The sequence below is a fragment of the Telluria sp. ZB4P37 genome (assembly GCF_059685855.1).
On sequence record NZ_JCASID010000002.1, the window covers coordinates 502,784 to 525,423 of the forward strand.

At 65.8% G+C, this 22,640-nt stretch carries 17 protein-coding genes; 10 read left to right on the plus strand and 7 right to left on the minus strand.

Features of this window, described 5'->3' with window-relative positions; all coding sequences use genetic code 11:
* Window positions 1–293 precede the first annotated feature (293 nt).
* A complete protein-coding gene (locus tag AC56K1_RS06635) occupies window positions 294–2,606 on the minus strand; it encodes an NADP-dependent malic enzyme (protein WP_497157048.1) in 2,313 nt (770 codons plus the stop codon).
* 222 nt (window positions 2,607–2,828) lie between these two features.
* Between AC56K1_RS06635 and thiL the strand changes: the two genes are divergently transcribed.
* Window positions 2,829–3,791, plus strand: coding sequence for a thiamine-phosphate kinase (gene thiL / locus AC56K1_RS06640; protein ID WP_497157049.1), 963 nt, complete (start codon window positions 2,829–2,831; stop codon window positions 3,789–3,791).
* Between the two features lie 30 nt (window positions 3,792–3,821).
* Here thiL and AC56K1_RS06645 read toward each other — a convergent pair whose 3' ends face one another.
* The gene (locus AC56K1_RS06645; protein WP_497157050.1) at window positions 3,822–6,458 is read right to left on the minus strand and encodes an EAL domain-containing protein; all 2,637 of its coding nucleotides are present in this window, start codon (window positions 6,456–6,458) and stop codon (window positions 3,822–3,824) included.
* Complete coding sequence (locus AC56K1_RS06650; RefSeq protein ID WP_497157051.1) at window positions 6,455–8,485, minus strand: sensor histidine kinase, YfiR-like protein-associated; 2,031 nt, start codon at window positions 8,483–8,485, stop codon at window positions 6,455–6,457. Before AC56K1_RS06650 ends, AC56K1_RS06645 begins: the two co-directional genes overlap by 4 nt.
* Before the next feature lie 355 nt (window positions 8,486–8,840).
* On the opposite strand from AC56K1_RS06650, the gene AC56K1_RS06655 reads away from it, so the two are divergent.
* The 5 genes from AC56K1_RS06655 (at window position 8,841) to AC56K1_RS06675 (ending at window position 14,476) form a co-directional block, all read left to right on the plus strand.
* Window positions 8,841–9,323, plus strand: coding sequence for a CinA family protein (locus tag AC56K1_RS06655; protein ID WP_497157052.1), 483 nt, complete (start codon window positions 8,841–8,843; stop codon window positions 9,321–9,323).
* Window positions 9,324–9,333: 10 nt separating this feature from the next.
* Window positions 9,334–10,230 carry a metallophosphoesterase family protein gene (locus AC56K1_RS06660; RefSeq protein WP_497157053.1) on the plus strand — a complete coding sequence of 299 codons (897 nt, stop codon included), beginning with the start codon at window positions 9,334–9,336 and terminating at the stop codon, window positions 10,228–10,230.
* A gap of 71 nt (window positions 10,231–10,301) precedes the next feature.
* On the plus strand, window positions 10,302–13,055 hold the full coding sequence (locus AC56K1_RS06665; protein WP_497157054.1) for a M16 family metallopeptidase: 2,754 nt from the start codon (window positions 10,302–10,304) through the stop codon (window positions 13,053–13,055).
* Window positions 13,056–13,145: 90 nt separating this feature from the next.
* The gene (locus tag AC56K1_RS06670) at window positions 13,146–13,472 is read left to right on the plus strand and encodes an ArsR/SmtB family transcription factor (protein ID WP_497157055.1); all 327 of its coding nucleotides are present in this window, start codon (window positions 13,146–13,148) and stop codon (window positions 13,470–13,472) included.
* Window positions 13,469–14,476, plus strand: coding sequence for a cation diffusion facilitator family transporter (locus tag AC56K1_RS06675; RefSeq protein WP_497157056.1), 1,008 nt, complete (start codon window positions 13,469–13,471; stop codon window positions 14,474–14,476). Before AC56K1_RS06670 ends, AC56K1_RS06675 begins: the two co-directional genes overlap by 4 nt.
* A gap of 168 nt (window positions 14,477–14,644) precedes the next feature.
* Here the strand turns inward: AC56K1_RS06675 and cysK are convergent, their stop codons facing one another.
* The 3 genes from cysK to tcdA are packed head-to-tail and all read right to left on the minus strand — an operon-like array spanning window position 14,645 to window position 17,056.
* Window positions 14,645–15,577: a cysteine synthase A gene (gene cysK, locus AC56K1_RS06680; RefSeq protein WP_497157057.1), complete on the minus strand. Its 933-nt coding sequence runs from the start codon at window positions 15,575–15,577 to the stop codon at window positions 14,645–14,647.
* 28 nt (window positions 15,578–15,605) lie between these two features.
* The gene (locus AC56K1_RS06685) at window positions 15,606–16,142 is read right to left on the minus strand and encodes an FKBP-type peptidyl-prolyl cis-trans isomerase (RefSeq protein ID WP_497157058.1); all 537 of its coding nucleotides are present in this window, start codon (window positions 16,140–16,142) and stop codon (window positions 15,606–15,608) included.
* Window positions 16,143–16,177: 35 nt separating this feature from the next.
* Window positions 16,178–17,056: a tRNA cyclic N6-threonylcarbamoyladenosine(37) synthase TcdA gene (tcdA, locus tag AC56K1_RS06690; RefSeq protein WP_497157059.1), complete on the minus strand. Its 879-nt coding sequence runs from the start codon at window positions 17,054–17,056 to the stop codon at window positions 16,178–16,180.
* Between the two features lie 89 nt (window positions 17,057–17,145).
* Here tcdA and pdxH point away from each other — a divergent pair, with 89 nt between their 5' ends.
* Together pdxH and AC56K1_RS06700 are read left to right on the plus strand one after the other, a co-directional pair.
* Window positions 17,146–18,342, plus strand: coding sequence for a pyridoxamine 5'-phosphate oxidase (gene pdxH, locus AC56K1_RS06695; RefSeq protein WP_497157060.1), 1,197 nt, complete (start codon window positions 17,146–17,148; stop codon window positions 18,340–18,342).
* Window positions 18,343–18,498: 156 nt separating this feature from the next.
* Complete coding sequence (locus AC56K1_RS06700; protein WP_497157061.1) at window positions 18,499–19,743, plus strand: class I SAM-dependent methyltransferase; 1,245 nt, start codon at window positions 18,499–18,501, stop codon at window positions 19,741–19,743.
* A gap of 54 nt (window positions 19,744–19,797) precedes the next feature.
* On the opposite strand, the gene msrA is transcribed toward AC56K1_RS06700, so the two are convergent.
* A complete protein-coding gene (gene msrA / locus AC56K1_RS06705) occupies window positions 19,798–20,337 on the minus strand; it encodes a peptide-methionine (S)-S-oxide reductase MsrA (protein ID WP_497157062.1) in 540 nt (179 codons plus the stop codon).
* Between the two features lie 131 nt (window positions 20,338–20,468).
* On the opposite strand from msrA, the gene AC56K1_RS06710 reads away from it, so the two are divergent.
* The gene (locus tag AC56K1_RS06710; RefSeq protein ID WP_497157063.1) at window positions 20,469–20,978 is read left to right on the plus strand and encodes a flavin reductase family protein; all 510 of its coding nucleotides are present in this window, start codon (window positions 20,469–20,471) and stop codon (window positions 20,976–20,978) included.
* Window positions 20,979–21,206: 228 nt separating this feature from the next.
* Entirely contained in the window at window positions 21,207–22,400 is a 1,194-nt protein-coding gene (locus AC56K1_RS06715) for an acyl-CoA dehydrogenase (protein ID WP_497126845.1), read from the plus strand.
* Window positions 22,401–22,640: the final 240 nt, after the last annotated feature.

Consider the following 22,640-nt stretch of genomic DNA (forward strand, 5'->3'; position numbering starts at 1 on the left):
CTAGAAGATGGTCTCGCAGGCCGCCAGACAAATGACGAGCCGGGATTGTAACAGAGAGGGAAAACTCAAACCCTTGCACGTTAGAAATCGTGCAAGAAAAGCAACGGATATTCAGCCATTATGCCTTGAAATGGCTGGGGCTCGTCGCCCGCTTACGGTTTGTTACCGTTGTATTTGTGCGAAGACAAATGGTGAAGTTTTCCGACATTCGCGCCTGGCGCAGCCAAAAACGGCCGCGCCAGGGCGTGGCACCGGGACCACGCCCGGTGCCGTTCCAGCTTGAGGCTAGCTGCCTAGCGCTGCGACACCGCGTCGACCACGCACAGCGCGGTCATGTTGACGATGCGGCGCACCGTCGCCGACGGGGTCAGGATGTGCACCGGGCGCGCGCAGCCCAGCAGCACCGGACCGACGGCGATGCCGTTGCCGGCCGCGGTCTTGAGCAGGTTATAGGAGATGTTGGCGGCGTCGATGTTCGGCATCACCAGCATGTTGGCGTCGCCCTTGAGCGTCGACTGCGGCATGATCTTGGCGCGCATCGCCGAATCGAGCGCGGCATCGCCGTGCATCTCGCCGTCGATTTCCAGGCCAGGGGCCCTTTGCTGCACCAGCGCCAGCGCCGCGCGCATCTTCACCGCCGACTCGCCGTTCGAGGTGCCGAAGTTGGAGTGCGACAGCAGCGCTACGCGCGGCGTGATGCCGAAACGCTCCAGCTCCTCGGCCGCCATGATCGTCATCTCGGCGATTTCCTCGGCGTTCGGGTTCTCGTTGACGTGGGTGTCGAGGATCGCCAGCTGGCGCTCGGGCGTGATGATGATGTTCATCGCCGCATACACGTTGGCGCCCGCGCGCCGGCCCAGTACCTTGTCGATGAATTCCAGGTGGGTCCAGGTGGTGCCATAGGTGCCGCAGATCATGCCGTCGGCGTCGCCCTTGTGGATCATCATCGCGCCGATCAGGGTATGGCGGCGGCGCATCGCCAGCTTGGCCATGTCCGCGGTCACGCCCTTGCGCATTACCATCTGGTGGTAAGTCTGCCAGTAGTCGCGGTAACGCTCGTCGAAGTCCGGGTTGATGACGTCGAAATGCTCGCCCTGCTTCAGGCGCAGGCCGAATTTCTCGATGCGCTTTTCCAGCACCGCCGGGCGGCCGACCAGGATCGGGCGCGCCAGCTTCTCGTCGACCACGACCTGCACCGCGCGCAGCACGCGTTCTTCCTCGCCCTCGGCGTAGACGATGCGCTTGATCTCGGCCTGGGCCGCCTTGGCCACCGAGAACAGCGGCTTCATGAAGGTGCCGCTGCGGTAGACGAACTGCTGCAGGGTCTCGGCATAGGCTTCCATGTCGGCGATCGGGCGCGTCGCCACGCCGCCTTCCTGCGCGGCCCTGGCCACCGCCGGGGCGATATGGGTCAGCAGGCGCGGGTCGAACGGCATCGGGATCAGGTATTCCGGGCCGAAGGACAGGTTGGTGATGCCATAGGCCGAGGCCACGATGTCCGACTGCTCGGCGTGGGCCAGGTCGGCGATCGCATGCACCACCGCGATTTCCATTTCTCGCGTGATGGTCGTGGCGCCGCAATCGAGGGCGCCGCGGAACATGTACGGGAAGCAGAGCACGTTGTTGACCTGGTTCGGGTAGTCCGAACGGCCGGTGGCAATGATCGCATCGCTGCGCACGGCCTTCACGTCTTCCGGCAGGATTTCCGGATTCGGGTTGGCCAGCGCCAGGATCAGCGGGTTCGGCGCCATCGCGGCGACCATGTCCTGCTTCAGCACGCCGCCGGCGGACAGGCCGAGGAAGATGTCGGCGCCGGGAATCACGTCAAGCAGCGAACGATGCGGCGTGTCTTGCGCGAAGCGCTCCTTGTCCGGGTCCATCAGCTCCGCGCGGCCCTTGTAGACCACGCCGGCCAGGTCGGTAACAAAAATGTTCTCGATCGGGAAGCCGAGGTCGACGATCAGGTCGAGGCAGGCTAGAGCCGCCGCGCCGGCGCCGGACACCACCAGCTTGCAATTCTTCAGGCCTTTGTTCACGACCTTCAGGCCGTTCAGGATGGCCGCGCCGACGATGATCGCGGTGCCGTGCTGGTCATCATGGAAGACCGGGATCTTCATGCGCTCGCGCAGCTGGCGCTCGATGTAGAAGCATTCGGGCGCCTTGATGTCTTCGAGGTTGATGCCGCCAAAGGTCGGTTCGAGCGAGGCGATGATGTCGACCAGCTTGTCCGGGTCGTTCTCGTTGATCTCGATGTCGAAGACGTCGATGCCCGCAAACTTCTTGAACAGCACGCCCTTGCCTTCCATGACCGGCTTCGAAGCCAGCGGGCCGATATTGCCCAGGCCGAGGACGGCGGTGCCGTTGGTGATCACGGCGACCAGATTGCCGCGCGCGGTGTACTTGAACGAATTGGCCGGGTCCTTGACGATTTCCTCGCACGGCGCGGCGACGCCCGGCGAATAAGCCAGCGCCAGGTCGCGCTGGTTCAACAGGCCCTTGGTCGGGGTGACGCTGATCTTGCCGGGGCGGGGAATCTGGTGGTACTCGAGCGCTGCAGCACGCAGTTGTTGACGCAATTCTTCTTTTTTGTCCGATGACGAATCCATGCTGGGCAGCCTTCCTGATACTAGAGGGGAACCTCCAATTTTATCAGACGAGCACTTGTCAAAGGCTACGTATTTTCAACAAGAGGCCGGCCGATTCAGAAGCTGAGCAAATATATCGAGCCGATTTAGTTGCCGGGCTAATAGTACGATCACTATTGCGCCGCCAGTCATGCCGATATCGTTATCGTAGTACCAAGCCGATGTGGGCAGTACAATCCATCCATGCTTTCCGAATTCGACCTCATCAAGCAGTTTTTCAAACGCGACCGTCCCGGCCGGGCCGAACTCGGCATCGGCGACGACTGCGCCCTGCTCACGCCCGCCCCGGGGCGCCAGCTCGCGATTTCCTCCGACATGCTGGTCGAGGACCGGCATTTCTTCGCCGGCGCCGATCCCACCATGCTCGGGCATAAAAGCCTGGCCGTGAATCTGTCGGACCTGGCGGCGATGGGCGCGCGCCCCGTCGCCTTCACGCTGGCCCTGAGCCTGCCGGCGGCCGACCCAGGCTGGCTGGAAGGCTTCTCGCGCGGGCTGTTCGAGCTCGCCGATGCGCATGGCTGCGAACTGGTGGGGGGCGACACCACCAAGGGGCCGCTGAACATCTGCATCACCGTGTTCGGCGAGCTCGCGCCCGGGCATGCGCTGCGGCGCGACGCGGCGCGGGTGGGCGACGATATCTGGATCTCCGGGACGCTGGGCGATGCACGCCTGGCGCTGGCCGCGGACTGGAAGGAAGTGGCGCTGGATGCTGGCGATCTCACGCAGGCCGCGCAGCGCATGCACCTGCCTTCGCCGCGGGTGGCGCTCGGGCTGGCGCTGGCCGCGCAGCCGGTTGCGCATGCCGCGCTCGACATCTCGGATGGGCTGGTGGGGGACCTGGGGCATATCCTCGCGGCCTCGCGGGTGGGTGCGACGCTCGATGTCGATGCGCTGCCGGCAGGGCCTGTGCTGGCGCGGCAGGAGCTGGCCCTGCGTCGGCGGTTTACGCTGGCGGGTGGGGATGATTATGAGTTGTGCTTTACGGCGCCGGTGGCCAATCGTGAGGCGGTGCTGGAGGCGGGGCGATCAAGTGGGACGACGGTGACGCGCGTGGGTCGGATCGAGGCCGAGGCTGGATTACGCCTGGTGGATGCGAAGGGCGCGCCGCTCGACTTGAAACTGAGCGGGTGGGATCACTTCAGTTGACCGCGCACCTTCTTAACTTGCGTGAATACCCTACCCCACCTTTCCCTCATCCTCCCGCGGCTCCCTGCGATCATCATACGGCCCATACGTCATCCAGTAATGCCGGAACGCCAGCCGGATATTTTCCCGCAGCTGCAGGTCATGCCAGGGCTTCGTATAGAAGCGGTAGATCGCCCCCCGGTTGATCGAATCGAGCACCGTTTCCACGCCCGTATAGCCCGACAGGATGATGCGGATCGTCTCCGGGTACATCTCCTTGACCTTGCTGAGGAATTCGGTGCCGCTCATGACCGGCATGCGCTGGTCGCACAGGATCACCTGCACGCGGTACAGCGCCAGCAGGTCGAAGCCCTCGGCCGGTGACGATGCCGTCAGCACGCGGTAGTTGTCGCGCCTGAACAGGCGGTGCAGGGAGGTGAGCACGTTGACGTCGTCGTCGACGATGAGCAGGGTCTGCACCTTGTCGTCGTGCGAAGGCGGGGTGTCGGGCTGGGCGCGGTTGTCCTGCACCAGGCGCGCCGCTTCCACGCTTGGTAACGCGCGCGCGAAGTGGAAGCCCTGGATCTCGTCGCAGCGGTGGCGCCGCAAATACGCCATCTGGGCCCGCGTCTCCACCCCTTCGGCGATCACCTGCATGTGCAGGCTGTGGGCCATGCTGATGATGGCCAGCGCGATGGCCGCGTCGTCCGGGTTGGTCACGATGTCGCGGACAAAGGCGATGTCGATCTTGAGCTTGTCGATCGGGAAGCGCTTGAGGTAGGCCAGGCTAGAGTAACCGGTGCCGAAATCGTCGATTGCGATGCGGATGCCCAGCTCGCGCAGGCGCCCCAGCACTTCGATGGTGTGCTCGGCGTTGGACATCAGCGCGCTCTCGGTCAGCTCCAGTTCGAGCAAGGCCGGCTCCACGCCATGCCGTTCGAGCGCCGCACGGATCACGCCTTCGAGGTCGCCCTCGACGAACTGGCGGCTCGACACGTTCACCGCCACCCGCACGTCGCGCACGCCTTCCTTGTTCCAGGCGGCGATCTGGCGGCAGGCCTCGTCGACGATCCAGTCGCCGACCCGCACCACCAGCCCGGTCTCTTCCATGATCGGCACGAATTCGGCCGGGTACACCAGGCCGTAGCCCGGCCGGTTCCAGCGCAGCAGCGCCTCCATGCCCGACACGCGCCCGGTGTTGAGCTCGAGCTTGGGCTGGTAGTACAGCACGAACTGCCCGCCCTCGAGCGCGCCGCGCAGCGCCAGCTCGAGGTCCAGGCGCGCCAGCACCTGCACGTTCATCCCGGCGGTGAAGAAGCGGTAGCCGTCGCGCCCCGCTTCCTTGGCGCGCACCATGGCCGCGTCGGCGTATTTCACCAGGGTGCCCGGATCGAGCGCATCTTCCGGATACATGGCGATTCCGATGCTGGCCGTGAGGCCCGCCTGCTGGACGCCCAGGTCGAAGGGCGCGCGCAGCGCATCGCGCACTTCGTTGGCCATGTTCACGGCCTCCTGCTGGTCGCGCGTCATGGTCAGGAACAGCGCGAACTCGTCCCCGCCCAGCCGCCCCGCCGATTCGCGCAGGCGCACGACGCGCACCAGGCGGTTGCTGAACTGGCCCAGCAACTCGTCGCCCAGTTCGGTGCCGAGCGAATCATTGATGATCTTGAAGCGGTCAAGCGTGATGCACAGCACCGCCACGCGCCAGTTCTTGTCGCGCGCCATTTCGATCGCATCGTTCAGGTTCTCGAAGAACAGGGTGCGGTTCGGCAGGCCGGTGAGCGCGTCGTAATGCGACATGTGGCGCATGCGCTGCTGCGCATGCAGGCGCTCGCTGATGTCGCGCGCCACCGCGATCAGCATGCGGCTCTTTCCCAGGTCTTGCAGTTTCCAGCTGATCTCCACCGGCACCGCGCCCTGCCCGCCGGCGCGCAGCAGTTCGGTCTCGACGATATCGCCCGGCATGGCGTCGAAACGCGGCGCCGGCTCCTGGTCGTCTCCATTGCCGCCGGCAAATGCCTTGCTGGCCGGCGCGTCCGCCGCCAGGTGGCGCTCGAGCAGCGCGCGCGTACCCAGGCCCAGCGCCACCGGGTCGATCCGCAGCAGCGCCTCGCGCGAGAAACCCAACATGCGGCAAGCGCCGTCGGAGACGTCCACCATCGCCATGCTGGCGGTGTCGATCAGGAAGATCGCATCGGGCGTGGCGTCCATCGCGCCGCGAAAGCGCGCCAGTTCGGCGGTGCGTTCGCGCACTTCGCGTTCCAGCCCCACGCCGTAGTCCTGCGATTCGCGGTGCAGCAGCCGCACTTCCAGCAGGTTGCGGATGCGCGTCATGACCTCGACCGTATCGAAGGGCTTGCCGATGAAGTCGCGCGCGCCGGCCTCCAGCGCGGCGAGCTTCTTGTCCGGCTCGGCCGTCACCACCAGCACCGGCAGCCAAGAATCGCTCTCCAAGGGCTTGAGTGCCTCCATCACGTCGAAGCCGTCCATGCCGGGCATGTGCAGGTCGAGGATGATCAGGTCGAAGCGGTGCTTCAGGTGCAGGGACACTACCTGGCGCGGGTCGTTCGTGCTCAGGACGTTTTCATAGCCGGTGGTCTTGAGGAGGTATTCCAGCAGCTGGACGTTGACGGGTTCGTCGTCCACCACGAGGATGCGCGCGCGGCGGATGTCGGACAATGAAATCATTCGGCCTTCCTTTCGGCAGGTAGCGCCCCCACGGGATGGAGCACTGCCAGCGTACTGTTGATCGCTTCGGTGAATTTATCGATGTCGATCGGTTTGGTCAGGTAACGGTTGAAGCCCGCCGCCTGGCCGCGTTCGATATCGCGCGGCATGGCATTGGCGGTCAGGGCGATCACGGGAATGGCGGCAGTGGCCGGATCGGAACGCAGCTGCTTGAGCACGTCGATGCCGCTCATGCCGGGCAGGTTCAGGTCCATCAGGATGATCTCGGGCAGGTGGGCGCGCGCCAGCGCCAGGCCGACGTGGCCGTCGGGCGCCGACAACAGGCGCAGGTCGTCGCGGAAGCGCACGATTTCTTCCACCAGGCGCAGGTTGGCCGGGTTGTCCTCGACGTACAGAATCACATGCGGTCCGCCGTCGCGCGGCAGGGTCGGCAGCGCCGGCAGCGCCTGCGCGCCCTCGTGCTCCGGGGCTGCCAAGGGTGCGGTGGTGGCCAGTTCGATCCAGAACACGCTGCCCACCGCAGGGCTGCTGGTCACGCCGATATCGCCGCCCATCAGCTCGACCAGGCGCTTGGTGACCACCAGGCCGATGCCGGTGCCCTCCTGGTTGCCGCCTTCCTGGCCGAGCCGGTTAAACGGCTGGAACAGGCTCGCCACCTGCGAAGCGTCCAGGCCCAGGCCGGTGTCCTGCACCGCCATGCGCAGCCGGTTTGGGGCCACCTGCTCGCAGGTCAGGACCACGGCGCCGTCCTCGCGGTTGTATTTCACCGCATTCGACAGCAAATTGAGCAGCACCTGCTTCAGGCGGGTGCGGTCGGCCAGCACCACCGCGCCGGGCGCTTCCGGGAACAGCACGCGCACCCCGCGCGCGGCCGCGATCGGCGCCACCATGGCGCGGCATTCGAGCAGCGTGTCGGCGAGGGCCACCGGTTCCATCGACAGCGTCATCGTGCCCGACTCCACCTTGGCCAGGTCGAGGATTTCGTTGATGAGCGTGAGCAGGTGGCGGCCGGATTTCAGGATGTGGTTGGCGAACTCCTTTTTCTGCGCGAGCGTCGAGGGCAGCGTATCCGATGTCAGAATCTGGGCAAAGCCCAGGATCGCGTTGAGCGGCGTGCGCAGCTCGTGGCTCATCGACGACAGGAAGGCCGACTTGGCCTGGTTCGCGCTCCTCGCTTCTTCGATGGCATTGGCCAGTTCGGCATTGGCCAGAGCCAGCTGCAGGGTGCGCTCGTCCACGCGGTGCTCGAGCTGCTCGTTCAGGCGCATCACTTCCTGCTGGGCGCGCGAGCGTTCCTGCACCTCGTGCGCGATCTCGGCGCTGGAGGTTTCGAGCTCGCGCGTGCGGCCTTCGATCTCGGTCAGCATCGCATTGAAGGAATCGACCAGCTCACCGGCTTCGTCGTTGCTGATGCGCGGCGCGCGGCGCGAATAATCGCGGGTGGCGACGACGTCGCGCGCGATCTCGGTAATGGCCACGATCGGCGCCGTCACCACATGCCCCATGCGCCGCACCAGCAGGTAGGCCACGCCCATCGCCAGCAGTGTCACGCCGGCGGCGATGCTCAGGTAGCTCAGGGTGCGTTCCATCAGCTGGTTCCGGGCGCGCAGGTAGACCGTGCCCAGGGTGTCGCCGTTCTCGGCGATGCGGTGGTGGATCACGAGGTCGTTGCCCTCGGTGCCGGGTGCGCCCGCCAGCCGGCGCGGCAAGGCACGCGTTTCGGCGGCGGCCTGGTAGGACGCGAACAGTTCGCCGCCGGCGTCGTAGATCGCGGCGGCGCGCACCTGCGGGCGGGTGCGCAGCAGCGCCAGGTTCTCGTTGGCCAGGCGCGGGTCGTCGAAGGTCAGCGCGGCCGAGGTCATGTGCCCGACCAGCTCGGCCTGGGTGGCCATGTCGTTGGTGAGGGTGCGGTGATAGCTGCGCAGGTCGTAGCCGATGATGATCGCGACCGACACCAGCAGCGCCGCCAGGGTCGTCGCCATCACCGCCGCCACCAGCTTGGTGCGGATCGAGTGCAGCGGGGTCATGCGGCCTCCGGCGCGGGCCAGGCATGAGGGACCGTGCCGCGCGAATGCGCCGGCCCCATCCGGTCACGCGCAATTCGTTCGAGCGGCATCGAGGGTCCTACGAAAACAGTAAAAGTGGCCCCGGCCGGGTCGAACGGCAGGGCGTGACCAGCATAGCCTACCGCTGTGTGACATGTCGCACGGAACCTTTCACGTTTCACATTGTCGCGGTTGCTCCGTGCGTCCATGCGCGACGGGTAGTATTTTGTCGATCCATCCTGTGCCAGGACGGCGCGGAGCGCGCTAGAATGAGCTTGCGCGCACTCGGGTGCGCCAGACCTGCAGCGACCCCGACCAGCACTCAAAGGAGCCTCACGTGACGAACGATATTCTCGATCTAGCTAGCAAAGTTGGCCGCGCACTCGAGGCCAAGCGCCTGGTCCTGGCCACCGCCGAGTCCTGCACCGGCGGCGGCGTCTCCCATGCCATCACCGAAATCGCGGGCTCCACCGGCTGGTTCGACTGCGGCTTCGTCACCTATTCGAATGCCTCCAAGAGCGAGCTGCTCGACATCCCGGCCGCGCTGATCGCGCAATTCGGCTCGGTCAGCGAAGAAGTCGCGGGCAAGATGGCCGAAGGCGCGCTGGCAAGCAGCACGGCCGACGTGGCGCTGTCCACCACCGGCATCGCCGGCCCCACCGGCGCGGTGCCGGGCAAACCGGTGGGCACGGTGTGCTTCGGCTGGTCGCGCGGCGACACCACCTTTACCGAGCGCCTGGTGTTCCAGGGCGACCGCCAGTCCGTGCGCGAGCAGACCGTGGCGCATGCGCTGCGCGGCCTGCTGCGCTTCATCGAATAGAGCCGGGCCGATGTCCCGGCTGGCCTGCCGCGTGCTGGGCGGCCTGGCGCTGCTCGCCGGCGCCGCGCCGGCCTTCGCCTATGCGAGCGCGTACACGGTCTACGCGGCCGGCGACATCGCGCGCTGCCAGCACCCCGACCCGCGCTGGTCGGGCGCGGCCGCCACCGCTACCCTGGTAGAAGGCTTGCTGCGCGCCGATCCGCAATCGGCGGTGCTGAGCCTGGGCGACCATACCTATCCGCGCGGGACGAAAGCCGAATTCAGAGACTGCTACGCCCCGACCTGGGGGCGCTTCCGCGAGCGCACCTGGCCCACGCCGGGCAATCACGAATACGCGACGCTTGGGGCCAAGCCGTATTTCGACTATTTCGGCAAGCGCGCCGGGCGCGGATACTATAGCCTGCGGCTGGGCAGCTGGCTGGTGATTTCGCTCGACAGCAACCTCAAGGGCGTCGCGCATGCGGCCCAGATCGACTGGCTGCGTGCCGAACTGAAGCAACAGCCGGCCGCCTGCACCCTCGCATTCTGGCACCATCCCCTGTACAGTTCGGGCGGGCATCCGCCGCCGGGCCGGATGCGCGACGCGTTTGCGCTGCTGCACGCGGCCGGCGCCGAGCTGGTGCTGTCGGGCCACGACCACGACTACGAGCGCTTCGCGCCGCAGGATGCCGACGGCCGGCTGGTGCCCGCGCGCGGCCTGCGCCAGTTCGTGGTCGGCACCGGCGGGGCCTACGCCACGCCCTTCATATTCTTCGCCCCGAACAGCGAAGTGCGCGAAGCCAGTTATGATGGCGTGCTCGCGCTGCGCCTGCTGGACGGCGCCTACGAGTGGCGCTTCCTGCCGGCCGACCCGGGCAAGGTGCCGGCCGGCGCGCGGCTCGACCAAGGCCGCAGTGCCTGCCACTGAGCTGCCACCGACCGGAGTCCGGCATGCCTTCCCTACTATTTTTTGCTCGTTTCATCCTGCCTATCATCCTCATGACCGCAATTCCCCAGGCCCAGCCTGCCGCCACGCCGCTGCCCACTATCGCTTTCGAAAAAACCGTCCTGCCCAATGGGCTGCAGCTGATCCTGGTCGAAGACAATCGGCTGCCCATCGTGGCAGTCAACATCTGGTACCACGTCGGCCCCGCCAACGAGACCCCGGGTCTGGCCGGCTTCGCCCACCTGTTCGAGCACATGATGTTCAACGCCACCCGCCACGTCCCGCGCGGCATGGCCGACCGCCTGCTTGAAGGCGCCGGCGCCACCGACAGCAATGGCGGCACCGGCTACGACAGCACCAGCTATTACGATACCGTGCCGGCGAACCAGCTCGAGCTGGCGCTGTGGGTGCACGCCGACCGCATGGGCTACCTGCTCGACGTGCTGGACCAGAAGGCGCTCACCAACCAGCAGGACGTGGTGCGCAACGAGCGCCGCCAGACGGTCGAGGACGAACCATACGGCGTGGTCGAGGAAGCGCTGGCGCATGCCCTGTTCCCGAAGAACCATCCCTACCACGCCTCGATCATCGGCTCGCACGCCGATATCCAGAATGCGCGCCTGGCCGACGTGCGCCAGTTCTTCGAGCGCTACTACGGCCCGAACAACGCCAGCCTCGTGATCGCCGGCGACATCGACAAGGCGAAGACGCGCGCGCTGGTCGAAAAATATTTCGGCAGCCTGCGACGCAGCGCGCCGGTGGCGCGCCCGTCAATCCCTACGCCGCCGATCACCAGCGAACGGCGCGTGGTGGTGCGCGACCGGGTCGAGCTGCCGCGCGTATTCATGGGCTGGCTCACGCCGCCCGCCTACCATGCCGGCGACGCCGAGCTGGCGCTGGCCGCCGAGATCCTCGGCGGCGGCAAGGCCAGCCGCCTGTACAAGAAGCTGGTGTACGAACGCCAGATCGCGCAGGAAGTCGGCGCCTCGCAAAATTCGTATGGCTTGAGCTCGACCTTCGTCATCGACGTCACCGCGCGCAGCGGGGTGGAGGCGCGTGAGCTCGAAGCGGCGGTCGATGCCGAACTCGCCCTGCTGCGCGAGAAAGGGCCTACCGCGCGCGAAGTGGAACGCGCCCGCAACAGCCTCGAGACAGCCCTGTTGAGCTCCATCGAAAAGCTGGGCGGCGACGGACTGGCCGACCAGCTCAACCACTACAACCAATACACCGGCGACCCGGGCTACCTGGCGAAAGACCTGGAGCGCCTGCGCCGCGTGACCCCGGCGGACGTGCAGCGTGCCGTGCGCAGTTTCCTGGCCCAGCAGGCGCGCGCCGTCGTCACCGGCCTGCCCGGCAAGCAGGTGGTCAACGATCCGCGCGCGTCCAAGCCGCCCAGGGCAGGCAGTAGCGACAGCGCCGGCATCAATGCGCCCGAGCCGTGGCGCGCGCAGGCGCCGAAAGCCGGCCCGGCGCCGCATTTCACGCTGCCCCAGGGCGAGTCGTTCAAGCTGGCCAATGGCCTCACCGTGATCCACCACCACAACCCGGCGCTGCCACTGGTATCGACCCAGCTGGTGGTGCGCAGCGGCAGTGCCGCCAACCCGCCCGCGCTGCCTGGCCTGGCGGGCTTCACCGCCCAGATGCTGGAAGAAGGCACGGCCACGCGCAGCGCGCCGCAGATCGCCGACGAGATCGCGCAGCTCGGCGCTTTTCTTGACACCGGCACGGGCGCGGACGCCTCCATCGTCTCGCTGCTGTCGCTGCGCTCGACCTTCGCCCCGGCGCTGGACGTGCTGGCCGATATCGTGCAGCGCCCGGCCTTCCCCACTGCCGAAGTCGAGCGCCAGCGCGCCGACCGCATCGGTGAACTGATCCAGCAGCGCGACGATCCCGAAAGCGTGGCTTCGGTGGCGGCCGCCGGCGCGCTCTACGGCAGCAAGCACGCCAAGGGCTACGGCCAGCTCGGCACCGAGCCGGCCATCCGCAGCGCCACCCGCGACGACGTGGCCGGCTTCTGGCGCCGTCACTATGTGCCGGAGAATGCGGCGCTGGTGGTGACGGGCGATATCACGCGCGCGGAACTCAAGGTGCTGGCCGAAGCGCGCTTCGGCGCCTGGGCCGGCGCGGATGCGCCCGGCGGCAGCCCGGGCGCCCCGAGCGGCACCAGCGCGCGCCTGGTCGTGGTGGACCACCCCGACGCCGGTCAGACCGCATTGCGCGTGACCGCCATTGGCGTCGCCCGCGACACCCCGGACTATCCGGCGCTGCAGGTAATGAACGGCGCGCTGGGCGGCATGTTCTCCAGTCGCCTGAACAACAACCTGCGCGAGACCCGTGGCTACAGCTACGGCGTGTCTTCGGAGTTCCGCTACGACCGCACGCCGGGGCCTTTCGTGATTGCCGGCAGCGTCAAGCAAAGCGCCACCGGCGCCTCGGTGCGCGAGATCTTCCGCGAAGTCGCCGCCATGCGCGAGGCCGCGCTGCCGCCGGCGGAACTCGCCGCCGCGCGCGACGCGCAGCTGTTGTCGCTGCCCGGCCAGTTCGAGACCAATGCCGACATCGGGGCCAGCCTGGCCGAAAGTTTCTTATACGGGCTGCCACTCGACTACTACAGCCGCCTGCCGGCCCAGCTGGCAGCGGTGACGGCCCCGCAGGTGCAGGAGGCCGCGCGCAAGCACCTGGACCCGGCGCGGATGATCGTGGTGGCCGTGGGCGACCGCAAGCGCATCCTGCCGCAGCTGCAGCCGCTGGGGCTGGGCACGGCCGAGCTGCGCGACAGCGACGGGCAGCTGCCAGGGACCCGCTGACCAGCCATGGGGGACGGCGCGGCACTTGCCGCGTCCGCCAATTTAGCCTAACATGTGAACAGCTATTCACATGTTGAACAAATCTCACCTATGATCCACCACACGGATTTCGAACTCGCGGCCGGCGCCGTCGAGGAGCTGGCGGACCTGTTCCACCTGCTCGGCGACGCCACCCGCCTGCGTATCGTGCTGGCCTGCCTGGCCCAGCCGACCGCGGTGGGCGAGATCGCCGCTTCGCTCGAGCTGTCCAGTTCGCTGGTCAGCCACCACCTGCGCCTGCTGCGCGCGGCCCGCATCGTCAAGGCCGAGCGCCAAGGCAAGCAGGTCTTCTACTCGGCCGCCGATGCCCACATCAGCAGCCTGCTCGCCAACATGTTCGAGCATATCGCCGAACCAGCCACCGGATTGGACGCATGAGCGACCACAAACACGACCACCACGATCATGATCACGATCACCACGACCACGGCCACGCGCACGGCTTCGGACACCATCATCACCACATGCCCGACCCGGCCGGCAACGGGCGCGCCTTTGCGCTGGCGATCGGCGTCAATGCGCTGTTCGTCGTCATCGAATTCGTCTACGGCTTCATCGCCCACTCCACCGCCCTGATGGCGGACGCCGGCCACAACCTGTCGGACGTGCTGGGCCTGGTGCTGGCCTGGGGCGCGGCGGTGCTGGCGAAAAGCGCGCCGCATGGCCGCTATACCTACGGCCTGCGCGGCTCGTCGATCCTGGCGGCGCTGGGCAATGGCCTGCTGCTGATGGTGGCCTGCGGCGCCATCGCCTGGGAAGCCGTGCAGCGCTTCGCCAACCCGGCGCCGGTCGAGGGCATGACAGTCACCGTGGTCGCGGCGATCGGAGTCCTCATCAACGGCTTCTCGGCCTGGCTGTTCCTGGCCGGCAGCAAGGGCGACCTGAACCTGCGCGGGGCCTACCTGCACATGGCGGCCGACGCGGCGCTGTCGCTGGGCGTGGTGATCTCGGGCCTGGTGATCCTCGCTACCAACTGGACCTGGATCGACCCGGCGGTGAGCCTGGTGATCGTGGTGGTGATCGTGCTGGGCACCTGGTCGCTGCTGCGCGAATCGGTGCAGCTGTCGATGGCCGCCGTGCCGCCCGGCGTGGACGCGGGCGCGGTGCGCGGCTACCTGGCCACCCAGCCGGGCGTGAAGGAAGTGCACGACCTGCACATCTGGGCCATGAGCACCACCGAGAATGCGTTGACCGCGCACGTGGTGATGCCGGGCGGGTATCCGGGCGACCGGGTGCTCGACGAGATGGTGGCCAGCTTAAGGCAGGACTTCGGCATCCATCACTGCACGCTGCAAGTGGAGGAAGGCACGACGCATCATGATTGCGCGCTGGAGGGGCATGAGCATCATCGTCATGATGATGAACCTGCGCATGCGCACTGACTGCGGTTTTCGCTAACGCGGTGCGACGGAATTGGATCCCGGCCTTCGCCGGGATGACGGTCTTTAGGTTAGCGAGAGAAGATAATTATGCTCTTGGCCCGCACCTCCAGCACGTCGCCCCGGCGAAGGCCGGGGCCGAAGTTCGTCGCGTTAAACTAAGGCGCGCAATCACCCCGCCAGATTCGCATACAGCGCCGTACTCAAATACCGCTCCCCAAACGACGGAATGATCGTCACGATCAGCTTGCCCGCGTTCTCGGGCCGGCGCGCCACCTGGATCGCCGCCCACAGGGCTGCGCCCGATGAAATCCCCACCAGCAGGCCTTCCTCGCGCGCGGCGGCACGCGCCGTCTCGAAGGCATCCTCGTTCTTCACGGTGATGACTTCATCGTAGGCGTGGGTATTGAGCACCTGCGGCACGAAGCCGGCGCCGATGCCCTGGATCGGGTGCGGGCCCTTGCTGCCCTTCGAGAGCATGGGCGAGGCCTCCGGCTCGACGGCGATCGCCTGGAAGCCGGGTTTGCGTGACTTGATGATCTCGCTCACGCCGGTGATGGTGCCGCCGGTGCCCACGCCGGCCACGAGGATATCGACCTTGCCGTCGGTATCACGCCAGATTTCCTCGGCGGTGGTCTTGCGGTGGATTTCCGGGTTGGCCGGATTGTTGAACTGCTGCGGCATGAAATAAGTGGGATGGGACGCCACCAGCTCTTCCGCGCGGCGGATCGCGCCCAGCATGCCTTCGCTGCCCGGCGTGAGCACCAGCTCGGCGCCATAGGCGCGCAGCAGCATGCGCCGCTCGCTGCTCATGGTCTCGGGCATCACCAGCTTGCAGCGGTAGCCGCGCGCGGCGCACACCATCGCGAGCGCGATGCCGGTGTTGCCGCTGGTGGGTTCGACGATGACGGTGTCGGGCTTGATCAGCCCGGCCTGTTCGGCGGCCTCGATCATGGCCAGGCCGATGCGGTCTTTCACGCTGTGGGCGGGATTATGGTATTCGAGCTTGCCAAGGATGTCCGCGCCGGCGCCCTGCGCCAGCCTGCGGATCCGGACCAAGGGAGTGTTGCCGATCAGCTCAGTGACATCGTTCGCGATTCGCATGCCATTCTCCCGTTTGATGTGATTAGACTTACTTAACGTTGAGCAGTTCCACGTCGAAGATCAGGTCGGCGTCGGGCGGGATCTCGCCGCCGCCGGCGCCGCGCTTGCCGTAGGCCAGTGCGCTCGGGATGATCAGGGTGCGCTTGCCGCCCACCTTCATGCCCGCCACGCCCTGCTCCCAGCCCTTGATGACACGGCCCGCGCCCAGTTGGAACTCGAGCGGCTCGCGGCCGGCGTCGAGCGAGGAATCGAACTTGCGGCCGCGCTGCTTCGGCGCCAGCGGCTTGTGGAACCAGCCGGTGTAGTTGACGACGACATTGCTGCCCAGCGTGGCTTCCTTGCCCTTGCCGACGACGCGGTCGATGATCTCGACCTGCGGGGTCGGCAGCGGCGGCAGGGTCGGTGCGGCCTGTGGGGTCGCCTGCGGCTGGCTCGCCTGCGGCACGGTTTGCTGCTCGGGCGCAGGCTGGGTGGTCGGCTTGGAGGCGTCCTGGGCGGTGGTGTCCTGGGCGCTGGCGACGGTGGCGACCAGCATCAGGGCGGACAAGAGGGTGCGACGAATCATGGTGGCTCTTCCAATCAAAAGATCATTAACTGATCCTATGATAGCAAGGCCTCTTCCGCTTGCACAGTTTCCGGTTGGGCGCCCTCAAGCGGCTCGGCATTGGCCGCGTCGGCCAGCTTGCGCAACAAGTGCCCGGCAGCCACCATCCCGAAGGTCGCCGTGACCACCATGCTCGAGCCGAAGCCGGCGCAGTTCAGGCCGGTGACGCCGTTGGGGTCGACCGCGCAGGCGTCGCCGCTGTCCGGATAACGCAGCGGCTCCATCGAGAACACCGCGTCGATGTGGTACTTGTTCTTCTCGCCGCGGGCGAAACCGTACTGTGAACGCAGCAGCTTGCGCACCTTTTTCAGCAGCGGCTCCTGCTCGGTGCGTCCCAGGTCGCGCACTTCGATTTTCGTCGGATCGATCTGGCCGCCGGCGCCGCCGATGACAATCAGCGGCATCCGGTTGGCGCTGCACCAGGCGATCAGGGCCGCCTTGGACTTGACGCCGTCGATGGCATCGACCACGTAGTCGAAACCTTTGCCCGCCACCATCGCCTCGATATTCGCCGGGTCGATGAAATCCTCGACCAGCGTGACCTTGCAGAACGGGTTGATCTGCGCGATACGTTCCTTGAGCGCTTCGATCTTCGCCATGCCGATGGTCGACGTAAGGGCCTGCAGCTGGCGGTTGATGTTCGATTCGGCCACGTTATCGAGGTCGATCAGCGTGAGGTGGCCGACCGCGCTGCGCGCCAATGCCTCGACGATCCAGGAGCCGACGCCGCCGACGCCGATCACGCAAACGTGCGCCGCACGGAAGCGTTCGAGTGCACGCTCGCCGTAGAGGCGCGCAATCCCGCCGAAGCGGCGTGCGAAGTCGACTTCGTCGTCCAGGGTAGCTGCAATAGTGGGGGTGTCGATCAGGGTCATCCCGCCATTTTAACGGACGATCGTTTCGCATCTGCACTAAAATAACTTCTCGTCAATCAAATTATCCTCGCCTGTTAACAAAACGCCCCATGACCCAACTCCTCCACGAAACCGCTCCCGATTTCGACCAGCCGATCGCCGTCCTCAAGCATTGCCACGGACGCATCCGCAAGCAGCTTGCAACCCTCGACAAGCTGCTGGCCCACCTGCCCGAATTCGGCGCCGACGAGCAGGCGCGCCAGGCGGCGGCAGCGGTCCTGAAATATTTCGACAAGGCGGCGCACCTGCACCACGAGGACGAGGAGCAGGACCTGATCCCGATGCTGCGCGCCGTGGCGCAAGGCGACGATGCCGCCACGCTGCAGGCGCTGGCGCCGGTGATCCTGCAGGATCACAAGGACATGGACGCGCTGTGGCAGGACTTGCACGAGCAGCTGGTGGCGATTGCCGAAGGCAGGTCAAGCGTGCTGTCGGCCAGTGCGGTGCAGCGCTTCAGCCAGCGCTATTGCTCGCACATGGACCGTGAGGAAAGCACGATGGCGCCGATGGCGATGCGCCTGTTCAGTCCGGAACAGATGGCGCAACTGGGCAAGGCGATGCAGGCGCGCCGCGGCATTGGCGGAGTGCAGGATGCCGTGCCGGACGTCGGGCAGGCGGTCGCCGACCTGCGCAAGGATTATGGCCAGACCAGCCTGAATGAAACCGAGGTGATGGACGACCCGATGCTGCAGTTCACGCAGTGGTTCGAGCAGGCTTTGCGTGCCGAGGTGAACGAGCCGAACGCGATGTCGGTGGCCACCGTGGGCGCGGACGGCCGGCCGAGCTCGCGCATTGTGTTGGTCAAGCAATTCGATGAGCGCGGCTTCACCTGGTATACAAACTATAACAGCCGAAAGTCTGAGGAGTTGCAAAATAATCCACAAGCAGCCTTGCTATTCTTTTGGAGTGAACTCGAACGCCAGGTTCGCATTGAAGGACGCGTGGAGCGCACGTCCACTGAGGAAAGCGACCGGTATTTCCGCAGCCGGCCACTGAAAAGCCGCCTGTCGGCCATCGCCTCGCAACAGAGCGCTCCCATCGGCAGCCGCGCCGAGCTCGAAGCCAACTTTGACGCCACCGCGCGGCAGGCTGGCGAGGATCCGGCACGACCGGACAACTGGGGCGGCTTCCGCCTCGTGCCCGAGCGCCTGGAGTTCTGGCAGGGACGCCGCTCCCGCTTCCACGACCGCATCGTCTACGAGCGGCAGGAAGACGGCAGCTGGACGCGCCTGCGTTTGCAACCGTAGGGCTTGTGAAAAAACTCCAGGGCAAGGCGCATCGTCGAAGACAGTACGCCAGTACGGCGGGACGAATGCAAGGCAGCCATGGAGGAATTTTTCACACGCTCGTAGGGCCGGGCGTGGCGCAACACTGCACTCCGGCTGTTAACGCCGGAGGTAATCGTGTTCGAACAGATGATGTTGTCGGCCTGGAGTGCAGGCCTGCGTGACAAGCTGTCCCTGCCCTTGCGGGTCGAACTGTGGGACGGCCGGCAACTCGAGTTTTCTTCCGAGGGGCCGGGAGCCGCCGCTCCGGGAGCCGCCGCTCCGCGCGTGACCATCCGCGTGCCCGATCGCTCCGCCCTGCGCTACCTGCGCTCGCCCTCGCTCTACAGCCTGGGGCGGGCTTATGTCGAAGGCGCCATCGAGATCAAGGGGCGCGCCGCCGACATCATCAGCGTCGGCAACACGCTGGCCGCCAACCTGGCCGGAACAAGCAACCGCTTCGCCGACGCGCTGCGCCTCGGCTTCCACCGTGCGCCGCACACGCGCGAAAAAGACGCCGAAGCCATCCGCTACCACTACGACGTCTCCAACGATTTCTACAGCGCCTGGCTCGATCCCGGCATGGTGTATTCCTGCGCCTATTTCGAGAACGGCGACGAAGACCTGGCCACGGCCCAGCAAAAGAAGATCGACCACATCCTGCGCAAGATCGACCTGCAGCCGGGCCAGGCTTTGCTCGACATCGGCTGCGGCTGGGGCGCGCTGGTGCTGCGCGCGGCCCAGCAGTTCGGCGCGCGCTGCGTGGGTGTCACGCTGTCGGAAAACCAGGCGGCGCTGGCGCGCGAACGGGTGGCGCAGGCCGGGCTGCGGGGCCAGGTTGACATCCGACTGCAAGACTACCGCGACGTGGCCGGACAGTTCGACCGCATCACCAGCGTCGGCATGTTCGAGCACGTCGGCGTGGCGCAGCTGGCCGCCTATTTTTTACAAGTGGACAAATTATTGGCGCCGGGCGGCGTCGTCATGAACCACGGGATCACCACCACCAACACCGACAACGGCGCCACGCCGTATGGCGGGGGCAATTTCATCGACGAATACGTCTTCCCGGACGGCGAACTGGCGCACCTGTCCACCGTGGTGCACGCCATGCAGGAAGGCGGACTGGAAGTGCGCGACGTGGAAAATTTGCGGCGCCATTACGCGAAAACCTGCGCGCTCTGGACCGATAATTTCGAGAGCAATGCCGAGCATATCCGGACGCTGACCGACGAGAAGCGTTTCCGGATCTGGCATTTGTACCTGGCCGGCTGCGCGTATGCATTCGCGCATGACAGGATCAGCCTGTACCAGATCGTGTGCGGGAAGGCGGGTGGGGATCCGGGGCAGATGCCGTGGTCGCGGAAATACATGTATCCGTGACGTTAGAACAGTGGGCTCCGTAGAGTACGATGTCCACGCGAAGCACCCGCCACCTTACTTGAGGCGATCAGTAAACGTCTTCCGAAACTTCGCCACCTTCGGCGCCACCACGAACGCGCAATATCCCTGCAGCGGGTGCTGCGCGAAATAATTCTGGTGATAGTCCTCGGCCCTGTACCAGGTCTCCTGCGGCAGCAACTGCGTGACGATCGGCGCATCCCACACCGAGGCCATCTCGGCCATCACCTTGCGCGCCATGGCTTCCTGCTCGGGCGAAGTGGTAAAAATCACTGAACGGTACTGCGGCCCGACGTCATTGCCCTGGCGGTCCTGGGTGGTCGGATCGTGGATGGTGAAGAACACCTCGAGAATATCGCGGTACGAGATCACGCTGGGGTCGAATTCCACCCGCACCACCTCGGCATGGCCGGTGGTGGCCGCGCACACCTGCTCGTAGCTCGGGTTGACCACGTGCCCGCCCATATAGCCCGATTCGACTTGGGTCACGCCGCGCGCTTCCAGGTACACCGCCTCCAGGCACCAGAAGCATCCGCCCCCCAGGATGGCCACTTCGGTTGCTGTTTGCTCGCTCATCACACACCTTGGTTCGTCAGTTTTGATACCCCTTAATGTAACGCAAACCCGCTCCCTCTGCAGTGCAGCAGGAATACGGAACCGGCATGGCGCCCGACAATGGCATAATGACGCCATCCTTCAAGGTTCCAATGAATACACGTGCCCCCCACGCCGCATCGCGCGGTTTCGATTCGGCGCATTTCCGCCATGCGCTGTCGCAGTTCGCCACCGGTGTCACCGTCATCACCACGCGCCTTGCCGACGGTACATTCCGTGGCCTGACCGCCAGTTCCTTCAACTCGGTCTCGCTCGAACCTCCGCTCGTCCTGTGGAGCCTGGGCGCCGGCGCCAACAGCCTGCCCATCTTCAGCGGCAATTCGCACTACGTCATCAACATCCTCGCTGCCGGGCAAGAAGAATTGGCGATGCGCTTTTCGCGCCGCACCGACAACCCCTTCGAGGGCGTCGACTACGAGCTCTCGCGCACCGGCCAGCCGATCCTGAAGGGCGTCTCGGCCTGGTTCGAATGCCATAACCGCAGCCGCTATCCCGAGGGCGACCACGTCATCTTCGTGGGCGAAGTCGAGCAATGCGCCGTCCATCCCCAGCCGGCCCTGCTGTTCCACGGCGGGCGCTTCGGCGCCACACCGCAGCGCTGAGTTCCTGCCGGGCGCAGCCCTTCCCGCCCGGACTACGCGTCCCGGCCTATGCGTCCCGGCCAAAAATGAAAATCGTTGTCGCCATTTCAAAAGATGCAGCGGCGCGTCCTTCCCTATAATGGCCAGACTGTGCGCAACCCGTGGCCATGTCCGCGCGCGCCTTATTTGCAAGATTCGTATTCGATACGTACAAGATTCGACCAAGAACTTACCGAGACAGGATGATCCATGAACCGTTCCGATTCGCCCCGCAAAGCCGCCTTCCATTGGGATGACCCGCTGCTGCTGAACAGCCAGCTGACCGACGAAGAACGCATGGTGCGCGACGCCGCCGCCGCCTATTGCCAGGACAAGCTCAAGCCGCGCATCCTCGAGGCCTTCCGCCACGAGCGCATGGACACCTCGATCTTCCGTGAAATGGGCGAACTCGGCCTGCTCGGGCCCACCATTCCCGAGCAGTACGGCGGCCCCGGCATGAACTACGTCGCCTACGGCCTGATCGCGCGCGAAGTCGAACGCGTCGACTCCGGCTACCGCTCGATGATGAGCGTGCAATCCTCGCTGGTGATGGTCCCGATTTTTGAATTCGGCAACGAAGCCACGAAACAGAAATACCTGCCGAAACTGGCCACCGGCGAATGGATCGGCTGCTTCGGCCTGACCGAGCCGAACCACGGCTCCGACCCGGGCTCGATGGTCACCCGCGCGCGCAAGGTGGACGGCGGCTATAGCCTGACCGGCTCCAAGATGTGGATCACCAATTCGCCGGTCGCCGACGTGTTCGTGGTCTGGGCCAAGGACGATGAAGGCGCGATCCGCGGCTTCGTGCTCGACAAGGGCATGCAGGGCTTGAGCGCCCCGGCCATCCACGGCAAGTTCGGCCTGCGCGCCTCGATCACCGGCGAAATCGTGATGGACAACGTGTTCTGCCCGGAAGAGAATGCCTTCCCGGACGTGCGCGGACTGAAGGGCCCGTTCACCTGTCTGAATTCGGCGCGCTACGGCATCGCCTGGGGCGCGTTGGGCGCGGCCGAAGACTGCTGGCACACCGCGCGCCAGTACGTGCTGGATCGCCACCAGTTCGGCAAGCCGCTCGCTGCCAACCAGCTGGTGCAGAAGAAACTGGCCGACATGCAGACCGAGATCACCCTCGGCCTGCAGGGCTGCCTGCGCCTGGGCCGCATGAAGGACGAAGGAACGGCCGCCGTCGAGATCACCTCGATCATGAAGCGCAATTCCTGCGGCAAGTCGCTCGACATCGCCCGCGTCGCCCGTGACATGCTCGGCGGCAACGGTATTTCGGACGAATTCGGCATCGTGCGCCACATGGTCAACCTCGAAGTGGTCAACACCTACGAAGGCACCCACGACATCCACGCGCTGATCCTCGGCCGTGCCCAGACCGGCATCGCCGCTTTCTGACTTCCGCGTTGTGAGCCCTTGTGCCTCCAGCAACAGCTGGCGGCCTTGCCACATTCGGTCATTCTGACTTCATTACAACAAGTTATTTACGGATTTCACTCGATTGCTGTCAATACTGCTCTTGTTTGCGGTACGATAGTTACCAGTTTCATATAACTAGACGTTTCAACGACCACTTCGCGAGGCCCGATGAGCGCTCTCGATGGACCGCATTCGCAAGCCATGGAAGACGCTCCTGCG

Coding starts and splice junctions, on each gene's coding strand:
- AC56K1_RS06635 (WP_497157048.1), bottom strand. CDS start 2,606: ATGGATTCGTCATCGGACAAAAAAGAAGAATTGCGTCAACAACTGCGT.
- thiL (WP_497157049.1), top strand. CDS start 2,829: ATGCTTTCCGAATTCGACCTCATCAAGCAGTTTTTCAAACGCGACCGT.
- AC56K1_RS06645 (WP_497157050.1), bottom strand. CDS start 6,458: ATGATTTCATTGTCCGACATCCGCCGCGCGCGCATCCTCGTGGTGGAC.
- AC56K1_RS06650 (WP_497157051.1), bottom strand. CDS start 8,485: ATGACCCCGCTGCACTCGATCCGCACCAAGCTGGTGGCGGCGGTGATG.
- AC56K1_RS06660 (WP_497157053.1), top strand. CDS start 9,334: ATGTCCCGGCTGGCCTGCCGCGTGCTGGGCGGCCTGGCGCTGCTCGCC.
- AC56K1_RS06665 (WP_497157054.1), top strand. CDS start 10,302: ATGACCGCAATTCCCCAGGCCCAGCCTGCCGCCACGCCGCTGCCCACT.
- AC56K1_RS06670 (WP_497157055.1), top strand. CDS start 13,146: ATGATCCACCACACGGATTTCGAACTCGCGGCCGGCGCCGTCGAGGAG.
- AC56K1_RS06675 (WP_497157056.1), top strand. CDS start 13,469: ATGAGCGACCACAAACACGACCACCACGATCATGATCACGATCACCAC.
- cysK (WP_497157057.1), bottom strand. CDS start 15,577: ATGCGAATCGCGAACGATGTCACTGAGCTGATCGGCAACACTCCCTTG.
- AC56K1_RS06685 (WP_497157058.1), bottom strand. CDS start 16,142: ATGATTCGTCGCACCCTCTTGTCCGCCCTGATGCTGGTCGCCACCGTC.
- tcdA (WP_497157059.1), bottom strand. CDS start 17,056: ATGACCCTGATCGACACCCCCACTATTGCAGCTACCCTGGACGACGAA.
- pdxH (WP_497157060.1), top strand. CDS start 17,146: ATGACCCAACTCCTCCACGAAACCGCTCCCGATTTCGACCAGCCGATC.
- msrA (WP_497157062.1), bottom strand. CDS start 20,337: ATGAGCGAGCAAACAGCAACCGAAGTGGCCATCCTGGGGGGCGGATGC.
- AC56K1_RS06710 (WP_497157063.1), top strand. CDS start 20,469: ATGAATACACGTGCCCCCCACGCCGCATCGCGCGGTTTCGATTCGGCG.
- AC56K1_RS06715 (WP_497126845.1), top strand. CDS start 21,207: ATGAACCGTTCCGATTCGCCCCGCAAAGCCGCCTTCCATTGGGATGAC.